The 16697-nt window shown below is 61.2% G+C and carries 12 protein-coding genes; 11 read left to right on the top strand and 1 reads right to left on the bottom strand.

Going from position 1 to position 16697, the window contains the following annotated elements; genetic code table 11:
• Positions 1 to 211: 211 nt before the first annotated feature.
• On the bottom strand, positions 212 to 985 hold the full coding sequence (locus SH292x_RS09060) for an AMP nucleosidase (RefSeq protein WP_442485279.1): 774 nt from the start codon (positions 983 to 985) through the stop codon (positions 212 to 214).
• Positions 986 to 1263: 278 nt separating this feature from the next.
• Here SH292x_RS09060 and SH292x_RS09065 point away from each other — a divergent pair, with 278 nt between their 5' ends.
• The 11 genes from SH292x_RS09065 (at position 1264) to SH292x_RS09115 (ending at position 16645) form a co-directional block, all read left to right on the top strand.
• The gene (locus SH292x_RS09065; protein WP_442485280.1) at positions 1264 to 2013 is read left to right on the top strand and encodes a hypothetical protein; all 750 of its coding nucleotides are present in this window, start codon (positions 1264 to 1266) and stop codon (positions 2011 to 2013) included.
• Positions 2014 to 2374: 361 nt separating this feature from the next.
• The gene (locus tag SH292x_RS09070) at positions 2375 to 4039 is read left to right on the top strand and encodes a GspE/PulE family protein (RefSeq protein ID WP_442485281.1); all 1665 of its coding nucleotides are present in this window, start codon (positions 2375 to 2377) and stop codon (positions 4037 to 4039) included.
• 118 nt (positions 4040 to 4157) lie between these two features.
• Positions 4158 to 5369 (top strand): type II secretion system F family protein, encoded by a 1212-nt coding sequence (locus tag SH292x_RS09075; protein WP_442485282.1) that lies wholly within the window; start codon positions 4158 to 4160, stop codon positions 5367 to 5369.
• A 222-nt stretch (positions 5370 to 5591) separates the two neighbouring features.
• Complete coding sequence (gene gspG, locus SH292x_RS09080) at positions 5592 to 6026, top strand: type II secretion system major pseudopilin GspG (protein ID WP_442485283.1); 435 nt, start codon at positions 5592 to 5594, stop codon at positions 6024 to 6026.
• A gap of 75 nt (positions 6027 to 6101) precedes the next feature.
• Positions 6102 to 6659, top strand: a complete 558-nt coding sequence (locus tag SH292x_RS09085) for a prepilin-type N-terminal cleavage/methylation domain-containing protein (RefSeq protein WP_442485284.1) — start codon at positions 6102 to 6104, stop codon at positions 6657 to 6659.
• Positions 6656 to 7204 carry a type II secretion system protein gene (locus tag SH292x_RS09090; protein WP_442485285.1) on the top strand — a complete coding sequence of 183 codons (549 nt, stop codon included), beginning with the start codon at positions 6656 to 6658 and terminating at the stop codon, positions 7202 to 7204. The genes SH292x_RS09085 and SH292x_RS09090 overlap by 4 nt, the downstream gene beginning before the upstream one ends.
• A 4-nt stretch (positions 7205 to 7208) precedes the next feature.
• Complete coding sequence (locus tag SH292x_RS09095) at positions 7209 to 8264, top strand: hypothetical protein (protein WP_442485286.1); 1056 nt, start codon at positions 7209 to 7211, stop codon at positions 8262 to 8264.
• Positions 8261 to 9943 carry a general secretion pathway protein GspK gene (locus SH292x_RS09100; protein WP_442485287.1) on the top strand — a complete coding sequence of 561 codons (1683 nt, stop codon included), beginning with the start codon at positions 8261 to 8263 and terminating at the stop codon, positions 9941 to 9943. Before SH292x_RS09095 ends, SH292x_RS09100 begins: the two co-directional genes overlap by 4 nt.
• Positions 9944 to 10097: 154 nt before the next feature.
• Complete coding sequence (locus tag SH292x_RS09105) at positions 10098 to 11567, top strand: hypothetical protein (RefSeq protein WP_442485288.1); 1470 nt, start codon at positions 10098 to 10100, stop codon at positions 11565 to 11567.
• On the top strand, positions 11564 to 12541 hold the full coding sequence (locus tag SH292x_RS09110; RefSeq protein WP_442485289.1) for a hypothetical protein: 978 nt from the start codon (positions 11564 to 11566) through the stop codon (positions 12539 to 12541). The genes SH292x_RS09105 and SH292x_RS09110 overlap by 4 nt, the downstream gene beginning before the upstream one ends.
• Positions 12542 to 12775: 234 nt before the next feature.
• Entirely contained in the window at positions 12776 to 16645 is a 3870-nt protein-coding gene (locus SH292x_RS09115) for a secretin N-terminal domain-containing protein (RefSeq protein WP_442485290.1), read from the top strand.
• Positions 16646 to 16697 lie beyond the last annotated feature (52 nt).

The raw sequence follows: 16697 nt of genomic DNA on the forward strand, positions 1-16697 counted from the left end.
GGCGATATATCGCCCCCAAAACGAAAAACCAAAGGTGCCTATTTTCCGCCCGGAAAAAGGGTGCGCACGCGGCACCCCAAGTGAAACAGCCCGCCGACCACATACTACCCAAAGATGCGCTCGTTGCCAGCCTATTTGCGCGTTTTCTCCGAATTTTAACGCTTGGCGGAGAATCGCAGGCGCTAACCCCAAATGAGGGAAATCCGCGCAATCAGTACGTAAAGTGTTTGATAGTCTCGCCTTTCTCGTCGATCTCGGTGAGCGACTCGATGCCAATATCTAAGTGCACGCTCGACCAATCGCGGGAAACCGCCTCGTCGCTCTTGGAGGTTTTCACTCCCTCGGGCGACATTGGTAGGTCGCTTACTAGTAGTAAAGCACCACGTGCAATGTGGTTGCGATGCCCCACCGCGAAAATCGTCGCGGTCTCCATGTCGATGGCAATCGTGGAGTACTCGCGGAGCTGCTGCTTAAACGCTTCGTCGTGTTCCCATACGCGGCGGTTGGTCGTGTAGACGACCCCCGTCCGGTATTCGAGGCCGTGGTTGACGAGCTTCTCCGAGACGAACTTATGCAGCTTGAACGATGGAAGGGCCGGCACGAGCGGCGGCAGGTAGTCGTTCGAGGTGCCTTCGCCGCGGATCGCCCCGATTGGCAGGATGAAATGGCCGATTTCGGTCGACTCCTTGAGCCCACCACATTTGCCCAGGAACAGAACTCCTTTCGGCGAATAAGCGGTCAGCAGGTCCATGACCGTCGCGGCGTTCGGCGAACCGATGCCAAAGTTGATGATCGACAGGCCCGCCGAGTTGGTGGCGGCCTGCATGGGGCGGTCCTCGCCGTATTCCTTACAGCCAAACCGCTGGCTGAAGCGGTGGACGTAGTCGCGGAAGTTGGTGAGCAGGACGTAGTCGCCGAACTCGCCCAGGGGCATGCCGGTGTACCGGGTGAGCCAATCGCGGGCGATGGTTTGTTTGTCGATCATGGCGGGTGAAGCTTGCAGGCCTGAGTCGAGTTAACGCCTTAACTACCAGCAACTTACGCCGCTTCCCCGGAACTGGCAATAGAAACCGCTGGGGGAAACAAAGGAGCTATCTCGCGATGACCTCTTTCGCGCGAAACCGCTTGCACTGCTTGGGGTTAGATAGATTGCCGCCGCGCGACCTCGCCGTTGGCGCATCTGATACACTTACCCTGAGAGCTCGCCGGGGCCGGCCGGCCCGACGCGGAGCTCGATTACACCCCCGTACTGGAGACTAACCCATGACTCGTTTGCGATTGGTTCCTTTGGCGCTGTTGCTGCTTGCCACGATGGCCCTGTGTAGTGCGGATGCGATGGCCCAATTCGGGGGCGGTCGGGGTGGCCAGGGTCGCGGCGGGTTTGGCGGAGGCGGTTTCGGTGGCCCCGGTGGTGGCGGCATGGCAGGCCTGCTAATGACGCAGGAAGTTCGCGACGAACTCGAGATCACCGACGACCAAGTAGCCGACCTGCAATCGATGGGGGAAGACATGCGCGAGGAAGTTCGCGCGATGTTCGAAGACATGCGCGACATTCCCCAAGAGGAGCGCGCCGAGCGCTTCGCGCAGCTCCGCACCGAGATTGAAGAAATGAGCGAGCAGCGAATGGGCGAAGTGCTGCTGCCGCACCAGATGAAGCGCCTCAAGGAAATCAACGTTCAGCAGCAAGTGCAGCGAGGCGGTTTGAGTGGTGCGCTGAGCGGCGCGATGGCCGAGCAGCTTGGCATCACCGACGAGCAACGCGAAGAGATGGTCGCCAAGGCCCAGGAGCTCCAGCAAGAGATGCAGGAGAAGATCGCCAAGATGCGTGCCGATGCCGAGGAAGAACTGAAGAGCCTGTTGACCCCCGAGCAGCGTGCGAAGCTCGAAGAGATGATGGGGTCGAAGTTCGACATGCCCGAGCCGCAGTTCGGCGGTCGCGGCGGCTTTGGCCAAGGCCAAGGTGGCCCTGGCGGCCAGCGCGGCGGTCGCGGTAGTCGTCCCCAGCCGGAATAAGTAATCAACGCATCTTCCGGCGTGCCGGGCCGGCCCCGGCCCCGGAAGATTCCAGAGTTCAGCTAGCGAATACTCCGGGGACCTGAGCCGACTAGGGTCACGCGGATACCCGGGCCAGCCGGACTTTGCAACTCAACCTAAGTTCCCTCACCACAAAGGTTTGTGGTGAGGGGCAAGGTTGAACATAATAGAGAAAATTTGAAACTTATCGCGCGTCTCCGGGGTCTAAATACCTAGGGACAGCGCGAGACCTTAAAATGCTGCCCCCTCCCGAAGCCAGTCTCGTGGCTTCGCAACTCCCTCCTTCTAAACTTTCAGGCGCGACCAAGTGGAAATAGGCGCAGTTCTTGTCGAGCGCGGTTTGCTAACCGCCGAACAGGTGACGCAGCTCAACGAAGCGGCCAATGGCGGGCCGCAGCGTTTGGAGATGGCGGCCGTCGATCGCGGCTGGTGTCGCGAGGAGGACGTGCTGGCGGCGCTCGGCGAAGAGATCGGCGTCGACGTGATCGACCTCGAGCATTGCGAGTGCGACCTCAGCTTGCTGAGCGAAATGCCTCAGCGACTCATTCATCGCTATGACCTTTTCCCGGTGCGACGCGAGAATGGTTCAATCGTCGTCGCGACGAATAATCCGTTCGACCTGTACGGCCTCGACGAGCTCGCCAACTACACGGGCAAGCACATCGAGCCGGTGCTAGCCGAACGGCGGCAGATTGCCGACCGCATCAAGAACCACCTGGGCGTCGGTAGCGAAACGGTCGAAGGGCTGCTCGCCGCGCGGCAGGACGAGATCCAACTGCTCGACGAGATCAACGCCGACGACGCCGAACTGGCGGCCGAGGCGCAAGAGGCGTCCGTTATCCGGCTGGTGAACGAGATTCTGCTCGAAGCCGTCGAGACGCGGGCGAGCGACGTTCACATCGAAGCCCAGGGCTCGGGCATTAAGATTCGGTACCGCATCGACGGCATCCTGCACGCCCAGCCGATGCCGCCGGAAATCAATCACTTCCAAGCCGCGATCGTCAGCCGTCTGAAGATCATGGCGCGGCTAAACATAGCGGAAAAACGCTTGCCCCAGGACGGCCGCATCAAGATCCGCGTGCAAGGCCGCGACGTGGATGTCCGTGTGAGCGTGATCCCCATGATTCATGGCGAGAGCATCGTCATGCGTCTTTTGGACAAGGGCTCGCTGGAGTTCTCGCTGCTAAAACTCGGCATGGACGAGGGGCTCTACAAGGACTTCGGGCAGTACATTCGCATGCCGCACGGCATCGTGTTGGTCACGGGTCCGACAGGTTCGGGTAAGACGACCACGCTCTACAGTTCGCTGATCGAGATTAAAAGCGAAGACACGAAGATCATCACCACCGAAGACCCGGTGGAATACCAGCTCGAAGGCATCAACCAGATTCAGGTCCATCCAAAGATCGGCCTGACTTTCGCAGCTTCGCTCCGCTCGATCTTGCGGCACGACCCCGACGTGGTGCTGGTGGGCGAAATCCGCGATCACGAGACGGCCGAGAATGCCATCCAGGCCGCCCTCACCGGTCACTTGGTGTTCAGCACGCTTCACACCAACGACGCCCCGAGCGCTTACACGCGACTTGTGGATATGGGCATCGAGCCGTTCTTGGTCGCCAGTACCATCGAAGCAGTGATGGCCCAGCGGCTCGTGCGACGGTTGTGTCAGGAGTGCAAACAAGCGTACGAGCCGAAGCGCGAAGACATGCCCAAGGACTTTCCTTGGGACGACTTTGAAGAGGCGGGTGGCAAGCTCTACACGCCGCGCGGCTGCAAGCGCTGTCGCGACATTGGGTACGCCGGTCGCCAAGGTATTTACGAGCTTTGCCCCACCACCGACTCGGTACGACAACTGGCCCACGACCGCGCGAGTAGCTGGGAAATCCGCCAAGCCGCGCTGAAAGACGGAATGCAAACACTTCGGCAAGACGCGTGGAAAAAGGCCCTGAAGGGTGTGACGACGGTCGACGAAGTCGCGCGGGTGACGAAGGGAGACTCGTTTTAGAATGACCAATGTGCAATGACCAATGACCAACGGGTTTGCCTGTTGATCATTCCGCCTCACCTACTCACCTACTCACCTACTCACCTACTCACCTACTCACCTACTCACTCCTTCCTCCATGCCCGACTTCGCTTACATCGCTCGCAACATGACTGGACAACGTGTCGAAGGCACGTTGGTGGCCAATAGCGAGCGCGATGCGCTGTCGCAGCTTGCGGGGCGGGACTTGTTTCCGGTGAAGGTGTCGGCGGACAAGAAGGCCATGGCGGCGGCTGCCAGTGGCGAGGCGATCAAGGTGCCGGTGCGGATTGTCGTGCCGGTGTACGCTCAGCTCGCGGCCCTGCTTCGCAGCGGCGTGCCCTTGTTGCGATCGCTGCAAGTGATCAGCGAGCAGACTTCGCATCCCAAGCTTAAGGCGGTGCTGAATGACGTTCGCGGTCGCGTGGAAGATGGTACCACGCTCGCCGACGCGATGGCACACAATCCCAAAGCGTTTGACGAGCTGTCGGTGAGCATCGTCCGCGCGGGTGGCGAGGGTGGCTTCCTGGAGGATGCTCTAGAACGTGTCGCCGCGTTTGCCGAGCAACAAGGTGAGCTGAAAAGCCGGGTGATGGGTGCCCTTGCCTATCCGGTGCTGTTGTCGGTGATCGGTGTGAGCATCGTTACCGGCCTGCTGGTGTTCATCGTGCCGAACTTTAAGACGTTGTTTGCCAACCTCGAACGGCAGGGCCAACTGCCAGGCGTCACCACCGCGCTGCTGACGTTCAGCACGTTCCTGCAGCAGTACGGCCTGTTCCTGCTCGCCGGCATGATCGGTGCTGGGTTTCTCTTGAATCGGCACCTGAAGACCGAACGCGGTCGGTGGCAGCTCGATCAATTTCGCATCAAGGTGCCGATGGCGGGCGACATTTACCTCAGCCTAGCGGTGGCTCGTTTCTGCCGAGTGCTGGGGACGCTACTGCATGGTGGCGTGCCGATCGTCCGTTCGCTCGACATTTCGGCTGAGTCTACGGGCAATAAAGTGTTGATGGCAGCCGTACAAAACGCTTCGGAAAACATCAGTTCGGGCCAGAGTCTCGCGGAGCCACTGGGCAAGAGTGGGCACTTTCCGAAGAACGTCGTAGAAATGATTGCGGTCGCCGAACAGTCCAATAGTCTCGAATCGGTGTTAACTCAGATAGCGGATTCGCTGGAGCGGGCGACTTGGCGGAAGCTCGACCTGACGGTTCGCCTGCTGGAGCCCCTGCTGCTGGTGATCCTGGCCATCGTGGTCCTGATCGTGGTCATGGCCCTGCTGCTGCCGGTGCTCAAGATGGGAACCACCGTGTAGTGCCCATGTCGAAGCCCGAATGACGAATGACGAAGTGTGTGTGAGCCGTTCCAGACGCAAGCCTTAGCAGAAATGGATAGAATCACATTTGCTAGAATGACGATGGTCCGGGGCCGAGGACGGCCCGGCTCACACGAATATCTTATAGAGAACTTTTGCGAACCCCGTTCCCTACTCGCTTCGAGTAGCGTGCCTTTAACGATTGATACAGGAGAGATCATCATGTTGTCCCCCCGCATTCGCCGGCAGGATCGCCGCCGTGGTTTTACGCTCATCGAACTGCTGCTCGTGCTCGCCATCTTGGTGGTGCTAGGCTCGATGGCCGTCTCGATTTTCGGCGGTACGCAGGAAAAGGCCTTCTCGCAGGCCGCTAAGAGCCAAGTCGAGTCGTTTAAGAAGACGGCCCTGCTGTACCAAGCCAACACCAAGCAGTACCCCGCCTCGTTCGAAGACCTGATCAAGGCTCCTTCGGGCATGGACGAGAAGGACTGGGCCGGCCCGTACATCGACGACACGAGCGTTCCCAAGGATCCCTGGGGCAACGAGTATCGCTTGGCTTCGCCGGGCAAGAACAATCCCAACAGCATCGACATCTGGTCCGTGGGACCGGACGGCCAGGATGGCAGCGACGACGACATCGGCAATTGGGAAAAGTAACGTCCCCGCCAAGTTAGTGAGCTATTTGGCTAAGCCGCGAGCGACCCCTCGCGGCTTAGCCTGTGTATAGAAGTTATGCTGCAACCCGCCCACCAACGCCGAACCGCCTTCACGCTCATCGAGCTGCTGTTGGTGCTTGCGCTGCTGGTGGTCATCACGGGCTTCACGGTGCTCTCGCTAGAGGGTTCGATCCTGCGATCGAAGCTCCGCAAGGGAGTCGACCAGGTTCGCACCTCGTGGTCAGATGCCCGATTGCAGGCGGTATCGGGCGGCCAGCGGATGGCGTTTAGCTGCGTGATCGGTGGCCGCGACTACCGTCTGTCGTCGGTCGGCGACATGCTGGCACCGCAAGAAGGTGCCTCGCCGGCCGGAGCGACGGGCGAGCTACCCGAGGGAATTCTGTTCCGGTCGCTCGAAGCGGCGTCGCACGTTGACGTGATGGGGGCGACCGCCATGCCGCACATCGACGACGGCCAGTGGTCGCCACCGGTGGTGTTCAACGCCGATGGGACCTCCTACGACGCGGTCGTAATACTCGAAGAGGACTCGGGCAAGCAAGTGCAAGTCTCGCTCCGCGGCATGACCTGCACGGCCGACGTGAACGATGTCCCCTCGGCGAGGGACCTGCGATGATGAAAAAGTCCTTTCTACAAACCAAAATAGCCGACGACCTACGCGTCGTCGGAAGAACGTGCTCATCTACAAGTTCGCAGCGAGCGTTCACGCTGCTCGAAGTGATCCTCGCCATTGCGATCCTGGGCGTTTCGATGGCTTGGATCGGAGAAGTCGTGAGCCGGTCGTTTAACAACGCTGCCTCGGCGGCCGACAGCCTTGAATCGCGTATTGTCGCCCAGTCGGTGCTCGACCAACTCAAGTGCGGAGCCCTCGAGATCACCAACGCCGGCCCCATGCAAATGTCGAGTTCCGAGGCGCTGGGTGACTGGATGGTGCAAATCATTGTCGAACCCACCACCGTGCAGGAACTGTTGCAGGTGCGCGTGCTTGTCGGCACGACGCTTGAGCCTGGCGAACGGCCCGCGTGCGAGCTCGTCCGCTGGTACCAGAATCCCGAATTCGCAGAAGCCGCGGCGGCCGAAGCCGCCAATGCAGCCGCAGCAGCAAGCGATGCCGCAGCGGCGGCGTCCTCCACTTCATCCTCCTCCAGTAGTTCCCAGTAATCCCGTGCGTCGCCCGTTCCCCACCCGCCGACTTGCCTTCTCGCTGATCGAGCTGATCCTGGCGCTCGGTTTGTCGGTGGTGTTGCTTTCGCTACTCGCATCGGCCATGTCGCTCGGCATGTCGCGGGCGACAGTGAGCCGGCAGCGTGTCGAACAAGCGCGGCTGGTCGAGGGGGTGGTGTCCCTGATCCGCAACGACGTTCATCGCGGCATCATTTACAACCCGCAAGACACTTCGACCGCCATGCAACTCGCCGAGGCGATGGCCGACTTCAACGTCGACTCGCTCGATAGCTTGGGGGCTGGCGGTGGCGGGGACGCTGCTGGCGGAGGTGGTTCCGGAGGTGGCGGTGGATCCGGCGGCGGCGGCTCGGGCGGAGGAGGCGGAGCCGGTGGCTCAGCCGCTTCGGAGATGGAGAGCACGCAGCAGGAGCCGCCGCTGCGGCAGCCGCTCGGTCTCTACGGCAACTTACAAGAACTGCAGATCGACGTGCTTCGCGAGCGGCCCAGCTTCGAGATCGACGCCACCGGAGCGGTCGTTGCGCCGACGGCCGTCTCGGGCATCACCACCGTGCGGTACGCGCTCGGCCAAGGCACCGCAACGCTTGGCCTTGCTGGTCCAAACACCTCCGGCGGAATGGGCAACGGGCTCGTGCGGCAAGAAGTCAATCGCGACATCCTGAACTGGGCCAATCAGATGGGAAGCGGCGCCACCGTGGCCGGCAACCCCAAGCTCATCGCGCCGGAAGTTTCGCGGATGGAGTTCCGCTATTTCGATGGCACCACGCTCCTCGAAACGTGGGACACGTACGCTATGCAGGGCCAGTTGCCCCAAGCGATTGAGCTGCGGATATGGTTTGTCGAGACATTCACCAGCAACATCGATGGCAGCGAGTCGACCGAGGAGACTCCCCCCTACGTCATTACGATCGCTCTCCCCGCCACGTGGAACTTCCTGAGCAACAGCATCGCTGGTGCCGGCGCAGGCGCGGGTTCGACTACTGGTTCGGGGGCCACATCGGCGACTTCTGGCGGATCCACCAGCGGAGGATCGCAATGAACTTCGCACGTGGTAATCAGCGCGCGGGCAGTATCTTGCTGCTGGTCCTGGTCGTCGTCGTCATGCTGACGCTCATCTCCGTGGCGTTCTACGACTGGTCGTTCTCCGAATACAAAGCGGCCGACGTCGGCGAGCGGCAACTGCAGACCAACCTCGCGGCCGAGTCGGGCATCGAATACGTGCGTTACTTGATGACGCTCGACGAGGCGACGGTCATCAATCAAGGGGGCCTGACCAATAACCCCACGGCGATGCAGGCGGTACTGACCGACATCAACGGCGAAGTCCCTCTGCAACCCGGACTGCGTTTTCGTTACGCGGTGGTATCGCCGGTGGTCGACAGCTATGGCGAGTTCGCCGGCTATCGCATGGGCATTGAGGACGAGTCGGCTCGGTTGAATCTGAACACGGTACTCGTGGCCGACGCACGCAACCCCGAGGCGAAGCTGGGACGGACGCTGCTGATGTCACTGCCCGGGATGACCGAGTCGATCGCCGACGCCATCCTCGACTGGATCGACGAAGACGACGAGCCCCGCGAGTTCGGCTGCGAACGCGATTACTACACCGGCCTCAACCCGCCCTACGAACCGCAGAACGGCCCGCTGGAGAGCATCGATCAATTGCTGTTGATCCGCGACGTGACCCCCGAGTTGCTATACGGGTTTGATCGAAATCAAAACTTTCAGCTCGACGCCGCCGAGCAGCAGATGTACGCCATTGAGAACGTCGACAACTCGACCGGCAGTATGAACCGAGGTTGGGCGGCCTACTTGACGCTGCGAAGTGGCGAGAAGAACATTCGCGCCGATGGCACTCCCAAGATCGACATCAACGGCGACGACCTCGAGGCCCTGCACACGCAACTCAAGACCGTGCTCGACGAGAACATGGCCAGCTTCATCATCGCGTATCGCCAAGGTGGTGCCTACGACGAAGAGACTGGCGAGACGACCGCTGGAGGTGCCGATCCTGAAGCGGAATCGGGTGGCGGAGGTGGACGTGGCGGCGGAGGGGGTGGCGGAGGCGATGACGAAGAGGGCGCCGGCGGCGCCGCCGAAGAGCGCAAAGACGCGGCCTCGCTCGAACTCGACTACGAGCAGGGCGGGTCGGTGCCAATCAACTCGATCCTCGACGTGATCGGCGTGCAGACCCGCGTGGTCGAGAGTGGCCAGACAGGGCGAACAATTGTTGATATCGCCTTTGCCGACGATCCGGGCTCCATGCAGGCTTACCTTCCCATCATGATGGAGAACCTCACCGCCGGCGGGCAAGACGTCATCCCCGGTCGAATCAACATTAACCAAGCCCCACGGGTGATCCTCGACGGCCTGAGCATGGCGATGCCGACGGCGTTCCCGCCGCAGACGGTCGAGTACATCCTGGCGAATCGCTCGTTCGAGCCAGCGCTCGACCAGCCCGACATGAAGTACGAGACCTGGCTGCTGACCACCGGCGTGGTGACGATCGACCAGATGAAGCAATTGATGCCGCTGATTTCGGGTGGGGGCGACATCTACCGGGCACAGGTCGTTGGCTACTACGAGGCCGAGGGGCCGTTTACCCGTCTGGAAGTGATCGTCGACAACACGGGCCAACTGCCGACCATCAGTTCGGTTCGCGACCTAACCCCCCTCGGATCGGGCTTTACCGCCGAACAATTGGGCGTTTCGGAGTGAACAGTTCGCACGCCCCCACCCCGCTGAATAGAATGGTAGACGGTGAGTGCGCTAGTAAGTGAGTCGGTAATGCAAGCGACCTACTCACCTACTCACCTACTCACCTACTCACCTACTCACATAGCTCCACCGACCCTCAAGATAGCGCAACTTCATGGCTGACCTCTTACTACTCGACTGGGACGACCGACAGGTCCGCGCGCTCTTCGGGAGCGAATCCGGCGGATCGATGCGTGTTCGCGAGGCGGCTTCCGCGGAGCTAAATGGCGACCCGACCGCGGCGAACATTGCCAGCGCGCTAAAGCCGCTGGTGGCTGGCATGCAAGCGGGTAAGGCGAAGGTCGCCGTGGTGCTGGGTGGTCGGGATGTTCAAAGCCGACTGCTGCGTGTCCCGCCGGTTCCCGCGGAAGAGATGCCCGATGTGGTCCGCCTGCGTGCGAGCACCGAGTTTCCCACGGTGGACGACTCGGCCGTGATCGACTATTTGCCGATGCCCGCGATCGAAGATCAATCGGCCACCGTGCTGGCTGCGCGGGTGACTGAAAAGATGCTGGCGATGGCTCGCGATGTCTGCACGAAGCTGCATCTAACGCTGCAACATGTCGTGATGCGTGGTTGCGGAGTGGCAGAGGTGGCCACGCGTGCGAAGCCCGAACTGGTGAGCGGAGTTCACCTGATCGCGGCGCTACGCGGGGGCGAGCTTGAACTCGTTGGCATCCGCGACGGCAAGCCCGCCGTGATTCGTACGATCCCGGTCCCTGCGGATGGGGATGTCGAAAGCCGCGCCACGGCGGCCACGCGCGAGATCCGCCGCACGATCGCCGCGGTGACGAGCGAACTGAACGCCAACACGATAGACTCGCGCGTCTGGATCGTCGGCAGCGACGATGACGTTGGCGTTGCCGAGCGTACCGCACGAGCCCTTTCGCGTCGCATCGATACGGTTGATTTGCGAACCGTCGCCGGTGACGTGAGCTGGCCCGCCGATGCGTCGGCGTATTCGGGGATGTTGGGATGTGGTCATTCGATCGCGTCGCGAGACGTGCCCCTTGATTTCCTCGCGCCCCGTCGGCCACCGGAGAAAAAAGCCCCCATTCGCACCTACGCCCTAGCGGGCTCGCTGGCCGCGATGGTGCTGCTCGGCGGCGGATGGTTCATCTACAGCACGGTGAATGGCATCGAGACTGCAATCACCACAGCGAATGACGAACGCAATAAGACGCTCGCGGACCTCAAGAAGCTCGAGCCCGAACAGAAGCAGTCGGCCGAAATCGAGAAATGGCTGGCCACTGACGTCAACTGGCTCGACGAAATCGATCGCGTCGCCGTAACGCTCCGGCCCGAGCCACTGGACAATCACGAGAAGTTCGATGTCGATCGCGATGTCATCCTGCGGTCGATCACCGCGAAACAAGCGGCCGGGCGTCAGGGCGAAGGTGGCTCGCTGGAGCTAGCTGGTGCGGTTCGCGACGACGCGGTGCTTGAAGCCATCGAGAATCAACTTCGTGACGATCGCCGGCAAGTGAATCCCAAGTCGCTGGTCACCGATACCGAGTCATCGCCCTACGTTTGGAAATTCCAAGACGACATTGTCGTGACCCGCGTTGAGGAGGACCGACGATGAACGATCGCGAAAAGAAGCTGGTAATCATCGTCGGAGCGATCGTCGCCCTGTGGTTCGGCAACTGGGGGTGGCAGAAGTACTCCTCGTGGAAGACGATGGCCCTCAACCGGCAAACGTCGGCGGAGACCGCGGCACAGGATGCCTTCCTCGAACGCCAGCAGGCTCGCGTGGCGATCAACAAGCTCCGCAATTGGCGCGAGCAGTCGCTTCCGGGCAACCTAGCCGTCGCTCAGTCGCAGTACCGCGCGTGGCTGATTGAGAAGCTGCAGGAGGCGAAACTAACGATCGACGATGTTAGCCCGAGGCGTTCGGGCCAGCGGAACGACGCGTTCAATTCATTGAGCTACGAAGTGACCGCCGCCGGCAAGCTAGAGTCGGTGGTTCGTTTCCTGGACGCTTTTTATCGCAGTGGTCAGTTGCACAAAATCACCACACTGCGCCTGGTGCCGATGGAGGATTCTAGCGACCTTCGTGTCACCATCTCCGTAGAAGCTCTGTCCGTGAATGGCACCAAGCGCGAGACGGGAGTGTACGAGGGCAAGTCCGATCGCCTGGCACTGGCCTCGGCAGAGGAGTACGTGGAGCGGATCGTCAAGCGCGACCCCTTTGTCGCCTATAAGAAACCAGTACCCAAGCCGGAACCACGGCCGGTGGTGGTTCGCGAGGAGCGACCTAAGCCAGCGCCTCGCCCCGAGTTCAATCACGCCGAGCACGCCAAGCTAACCGGCGTTGTCAGCATTGGCGACGACTATCAAGCGTGGGTAACCGTGCAGACGCTTGGCGAGCGACTCTATCTGCGGAAGGGCGATCCCGTGAAGGTCGGTCTGTTCGAGGGGACCGTGGTTGACGTGCTCGAAAAGGAGCTGGTCGTCGAAACCGAAGCCGGCGTCATGGCCATCCGCGTTGGCGACACGCTTACCGACGGCCGCCTGCTTACCGCTGCGCCCGCCACCGCGACTCCCACCGGCAGCTAGCGGCCCGCTTTGCGCTGTTGGCTCAACCTGTAGTCGCTGCCTTAGCTAGCAGTGCCATCTCTATTTCGGCCAATTAAGGCTTCTTTTACCTCCCGGCAGCGACAAAAAAGCTGGCGAGACTTGGTAAACCTTACCGATTATTCCGGTAGTAACGATCCGGAAAGATCGTAGGCGCTACGTGCGCCCCCAAGGGTTGAACCCCACAGCGCACGTAGAACGCAAATAGATTGTCTCATGAAGCGAGCGAAGCGGCATATGGAAGCCCCCAACTACCGCATGAAGCAAGTTCCCACCTCGTGGTGGCCGGCGCTAGTAGTACTCGTTGCGAGCGCCCTGCTGGCGAACTGCGCGCAGGCTCAGCAGCCGGCGGTCGAGCAACAGGCATTCGCCGTGCAGCACGTCGACCTGGAAACGGCGGCTGCCGAAGCGCGACGCATCGTTGCCAACAATCCTGGTAGCGTGGTGTTTGCCGACCGCGAAGCGAAGCGGCTGCTGGTGCAAGGCACTGCGACTCAACTCGCGACGATCAAGGACGCCATTGCGCGCATCGACCAACCCGCGGCGGCTCCTGTGGCGGGCGGCGACGCCTACCTGCGAGCGTATCCCGTGGCTGCGGAGAAGCGTGCCACGGCGGCGGCTTGGGCTCAACAATTTCAGGTACCTGCCGGATCGCGGATTGGATTCGACGATCGCAGCGGCCAACTCCTGGTGATGGGGCCGGAAAGCCTGCACCAGTTCGTGGTATCGCAGCTTGCTGGCACCGCGAGCGCGCCGCAGCCGCAACCGACGATGAACGCGACGGACAATTTGCGCGTGCTTCCCGCACCGACAACAACCGCTGGTATCGGCCCGACGCGGCTTCAATTGAATACACTGAATGGCGATCAACTCCATCGCCGCCTCGAACAACTGCTGTCGCGCCAACTGCCCGCCACCGCGAGTGCGGATGGGCAGCGTGTTGCGTTCCGTGCCGAGATGGTGCCTGGCGCGGGCGTGGTAGTGGAAGCCAATCGCACGACGGGCGACGTGCTGATCTCGGGCGACGCCAACCAAGTTCGCGCGTGGACAAGCGTGCTCCAAGCCATGGACTCGCCGGTTGCGGCGGGCGGCGTGACTCAGCTTGTGGCCACCAAGCCCGGCTCGGCTGCCCCCGTGCGGCAAGCGCTCGATGTGATTCGTCAACGTTCGGGCGGGACGATGGTCACGCCGCGCGCTCGCGCTCAGATGGCGAGCATGTTGTTCCAAGCTCAAGAGGGCGCGGTGCCTCAAGACGGGGGCGCTGTGCAGCCAGGCACTCTGCCCCAACCCGGCTTCGCGCCGCAGGGTGGCCAGGATGCTGCATCCGAAGACGATCAAGCAGTGGCGGCCGTCCCGTTTACCGGCGATCCTGCCGAAGCGGGGCTCGACGACGCCGAGGGGGCACTGCTTGGTCCCGTGCAGGTGCAGTTCGTCGAAGGCCTCGACATCATTTTGATTCGCGGTAACAAACGCGATGTCGAGCGAGTGATGGGAATCATCAACCGCATCGAGCAGGTGAGCGCCGAGACGGTCCCTTCGATCGAAGTCTATCCGCTACAGAACGTCGAAAGCGTGGCGATGGCTCGTCTGCTGGAGCGTGTGTACTCGCAGGTGCTCGGCCCACGTAGTGGTTCCTTGAGCATCACGCCGCTCGGCAAGCCCAACTCGCTACTGCTGGTGGGTCGTCCCGAAAACGTGACCACGGCGGTCGATCTGATTAAACGAATCGACGTGCCGGTGGAGCCGACTACGCGATTCGAAGTGTTCCCCTTACAGCACGCCATTGCAGGCGACGTTAAGCAATTGATTGACGCGTATCTTGAAGAAGAGGATGACGACGACGGCACACCAGCTGCTTTGCAACCCAAGGCAATGGTGGTGGCCGATTTTCGGACGAACTCGATCTTCGTCAACGCCGGACCACGTGACATGGCCGAGATCGCCGCGTTGATCCGCAAGGTGGACGTCGCTCGCGGGACAGCAGTCGACGAAGTTCGCATTTTCCCACTCAAGAATGCCCTGGCGACCGAACTCGCCGAAGTGCTCCGCACGGCGGTGCTGGCTCGCGAAGAAGGAGCAGCTCAAGAAGGTGGCACCGCTGTCTCTGCACGCGTGTCGGCACTGCGATTCGTAACCATCGATCCCGAGAACCAACGTCAGCTGGAGTCGGGCGTGCTGGCGAACATTCGCATTGCGGCCGACGCCCAGGCCAACACGCTGGTAATCACCGCTCCGAGCGAAAGCATGGAGCTGATCGAGGCGCTCATTGAACAACTGGATGGTGTGCCTAACGCCGAAGCCGAGATCAAAGTATTCACGATCGTCAATGGCGACGCCGTGAGCCTGGTTGAGATGCTCAATGGCCTGTTTGGCACCACCGAAGATGGCAACAACGCGGCCCTGGCAGCGGGCGAAAACTCGCTGGTTCGTTTGCAGTTCTCGGTCGACCAGCGTACCAACAGCATCATTGCAGCGGGTAGCCGTGCTGACCTAGCAGTGGTTTACGCCATCTTGCTGCAGCTCGACGCCAGCGACACTCGTCAGCGTCGCACCGAAGTCTATCGCTTGAAGAACTCGCCCGCCGAAGACGTGGCACTCGCTCTGAACGAGTGGCTGCGGACCGAACGCGAGGCGGAAGCCGCCGCGGAACTGGCCATTAGCCCGTTCGAGCAAATCGAACGCGAAGTGGTGATCGTTCCAGAACTAGTGAGTAATAGCCTGATCGTCAGTGCCACGCCGAGGTACTTCGAAGAGATCGCCGCCCTGGTGGATGAGCTCGACGAACGCCCCGCAATGGTGATGATCCAAGTGCTGATCGCCGAAGTGCGACTCAACGATACCGACGAATTCGGCGTCGAGCTCGGCTTGCAGGACTCGCTGCTGTTCGACCGCTCGGCGATCGACGACTTCCAAACCATTAACACCACGACCACGTCGCAAACCGCGGGTGGTGCGACGGTGACTACGGAGCAGCAGACGGTGATCAACTCGTCGCTCGCCCCTGGTTTTAACTTCAACAATCAGCCGCTTGGCAATAACGGTAGCACCAACGCGCTGGCGAATGCGGGCAACGTCGCTGCCCAGGGCTTGTCGAACTTTGCCCTGAACCGTGTGAATCCAGACCTGGGCTTCGGTGGTTTCGTGTTCTCGGCGAGCAGTAACAGCGTTAGCACGCTGCTGCGAGCTCTGCAGGAAAGCCGCCGCCTCGAAGTTCTTAGCCGTCCGCAGATCACGGCACTCGACAACCAGCAGGCGATTATCCAGGTTGGCCAGCGAGTGCCGCGGGTGCAGGGCACCAGCATCACGACCTTCGGTCAGCAGAACACCGTGGTGTACGAACCGGTCGGTATTATCCTGCAGGTTCGCCCTCGCGTGAGCCCCGATGGCATGGTGGTCATGGAAATTCAGGCCGAGAAGTCGCAGGTCGGTTCCGAAGCCGAAGGTATTCCCATCTTCACCGGTGTGGACGGCAGCGTGGTGCGGGCACCGCGTATCGACCAGATCACGGCGTACTCGACGGTTGCCGCGGCTTCGGGCCAGACGATCGTGCTGAGTGGTTTGCTCACGAAGCGTACGTTCGACGTCCATCGTAGCGTCCCGATTCTCTCGCAGATCCCGTTGATTGGCGACCTGTTCCGCTACGACGGGGTGAGCGAAGAACGCACCGAGCTCTTGATCATCCTCACACCACGCGTCATTCGTAGCGAACTCGACGCCGAGATGATCAAGCAGGTGGAATCGGCCCGTATGAGTTGGGTGCTGTGCGACGTGATTCGGATGCACGGACCGAGCGGGCTAAAGAGCCGGTGCGATGATTGGAGTGGTGCGGAGGCCGAGAGCCTGTATCCCACGCACGTGCCGACTGAACAGGAGATGGAGATTCAACTCGAACCGACTCCGACGATGGCGGAACCGGTGATGGAAGGTCCGATCATGCCTCCAGGCAGCGTACCGCCACCACAGCGGATTCAAGTGATCCTGCCCGAGTCGCAATCGTCGACCGACCCGACTTGGCAAACCTATCAGGAGCCGACGCCCGCGAGCTACACCGAGAATGGCGTCCAAGTGATACCGCCAACCAAATAGCTCGAAGAAGTCTGGCCAATTGATCGCTTCTACGTTTCGTAACTCGTGCCTT

The organism is Aeoliella fuhlenseeensis (assembly GCF_052161615.1).
Classification (GTDB): domain Bacteria; phylum Planctomycetota; class Planctomycetia; order Pirellulales; family Lacipirellulaceae; genus Aeoliella.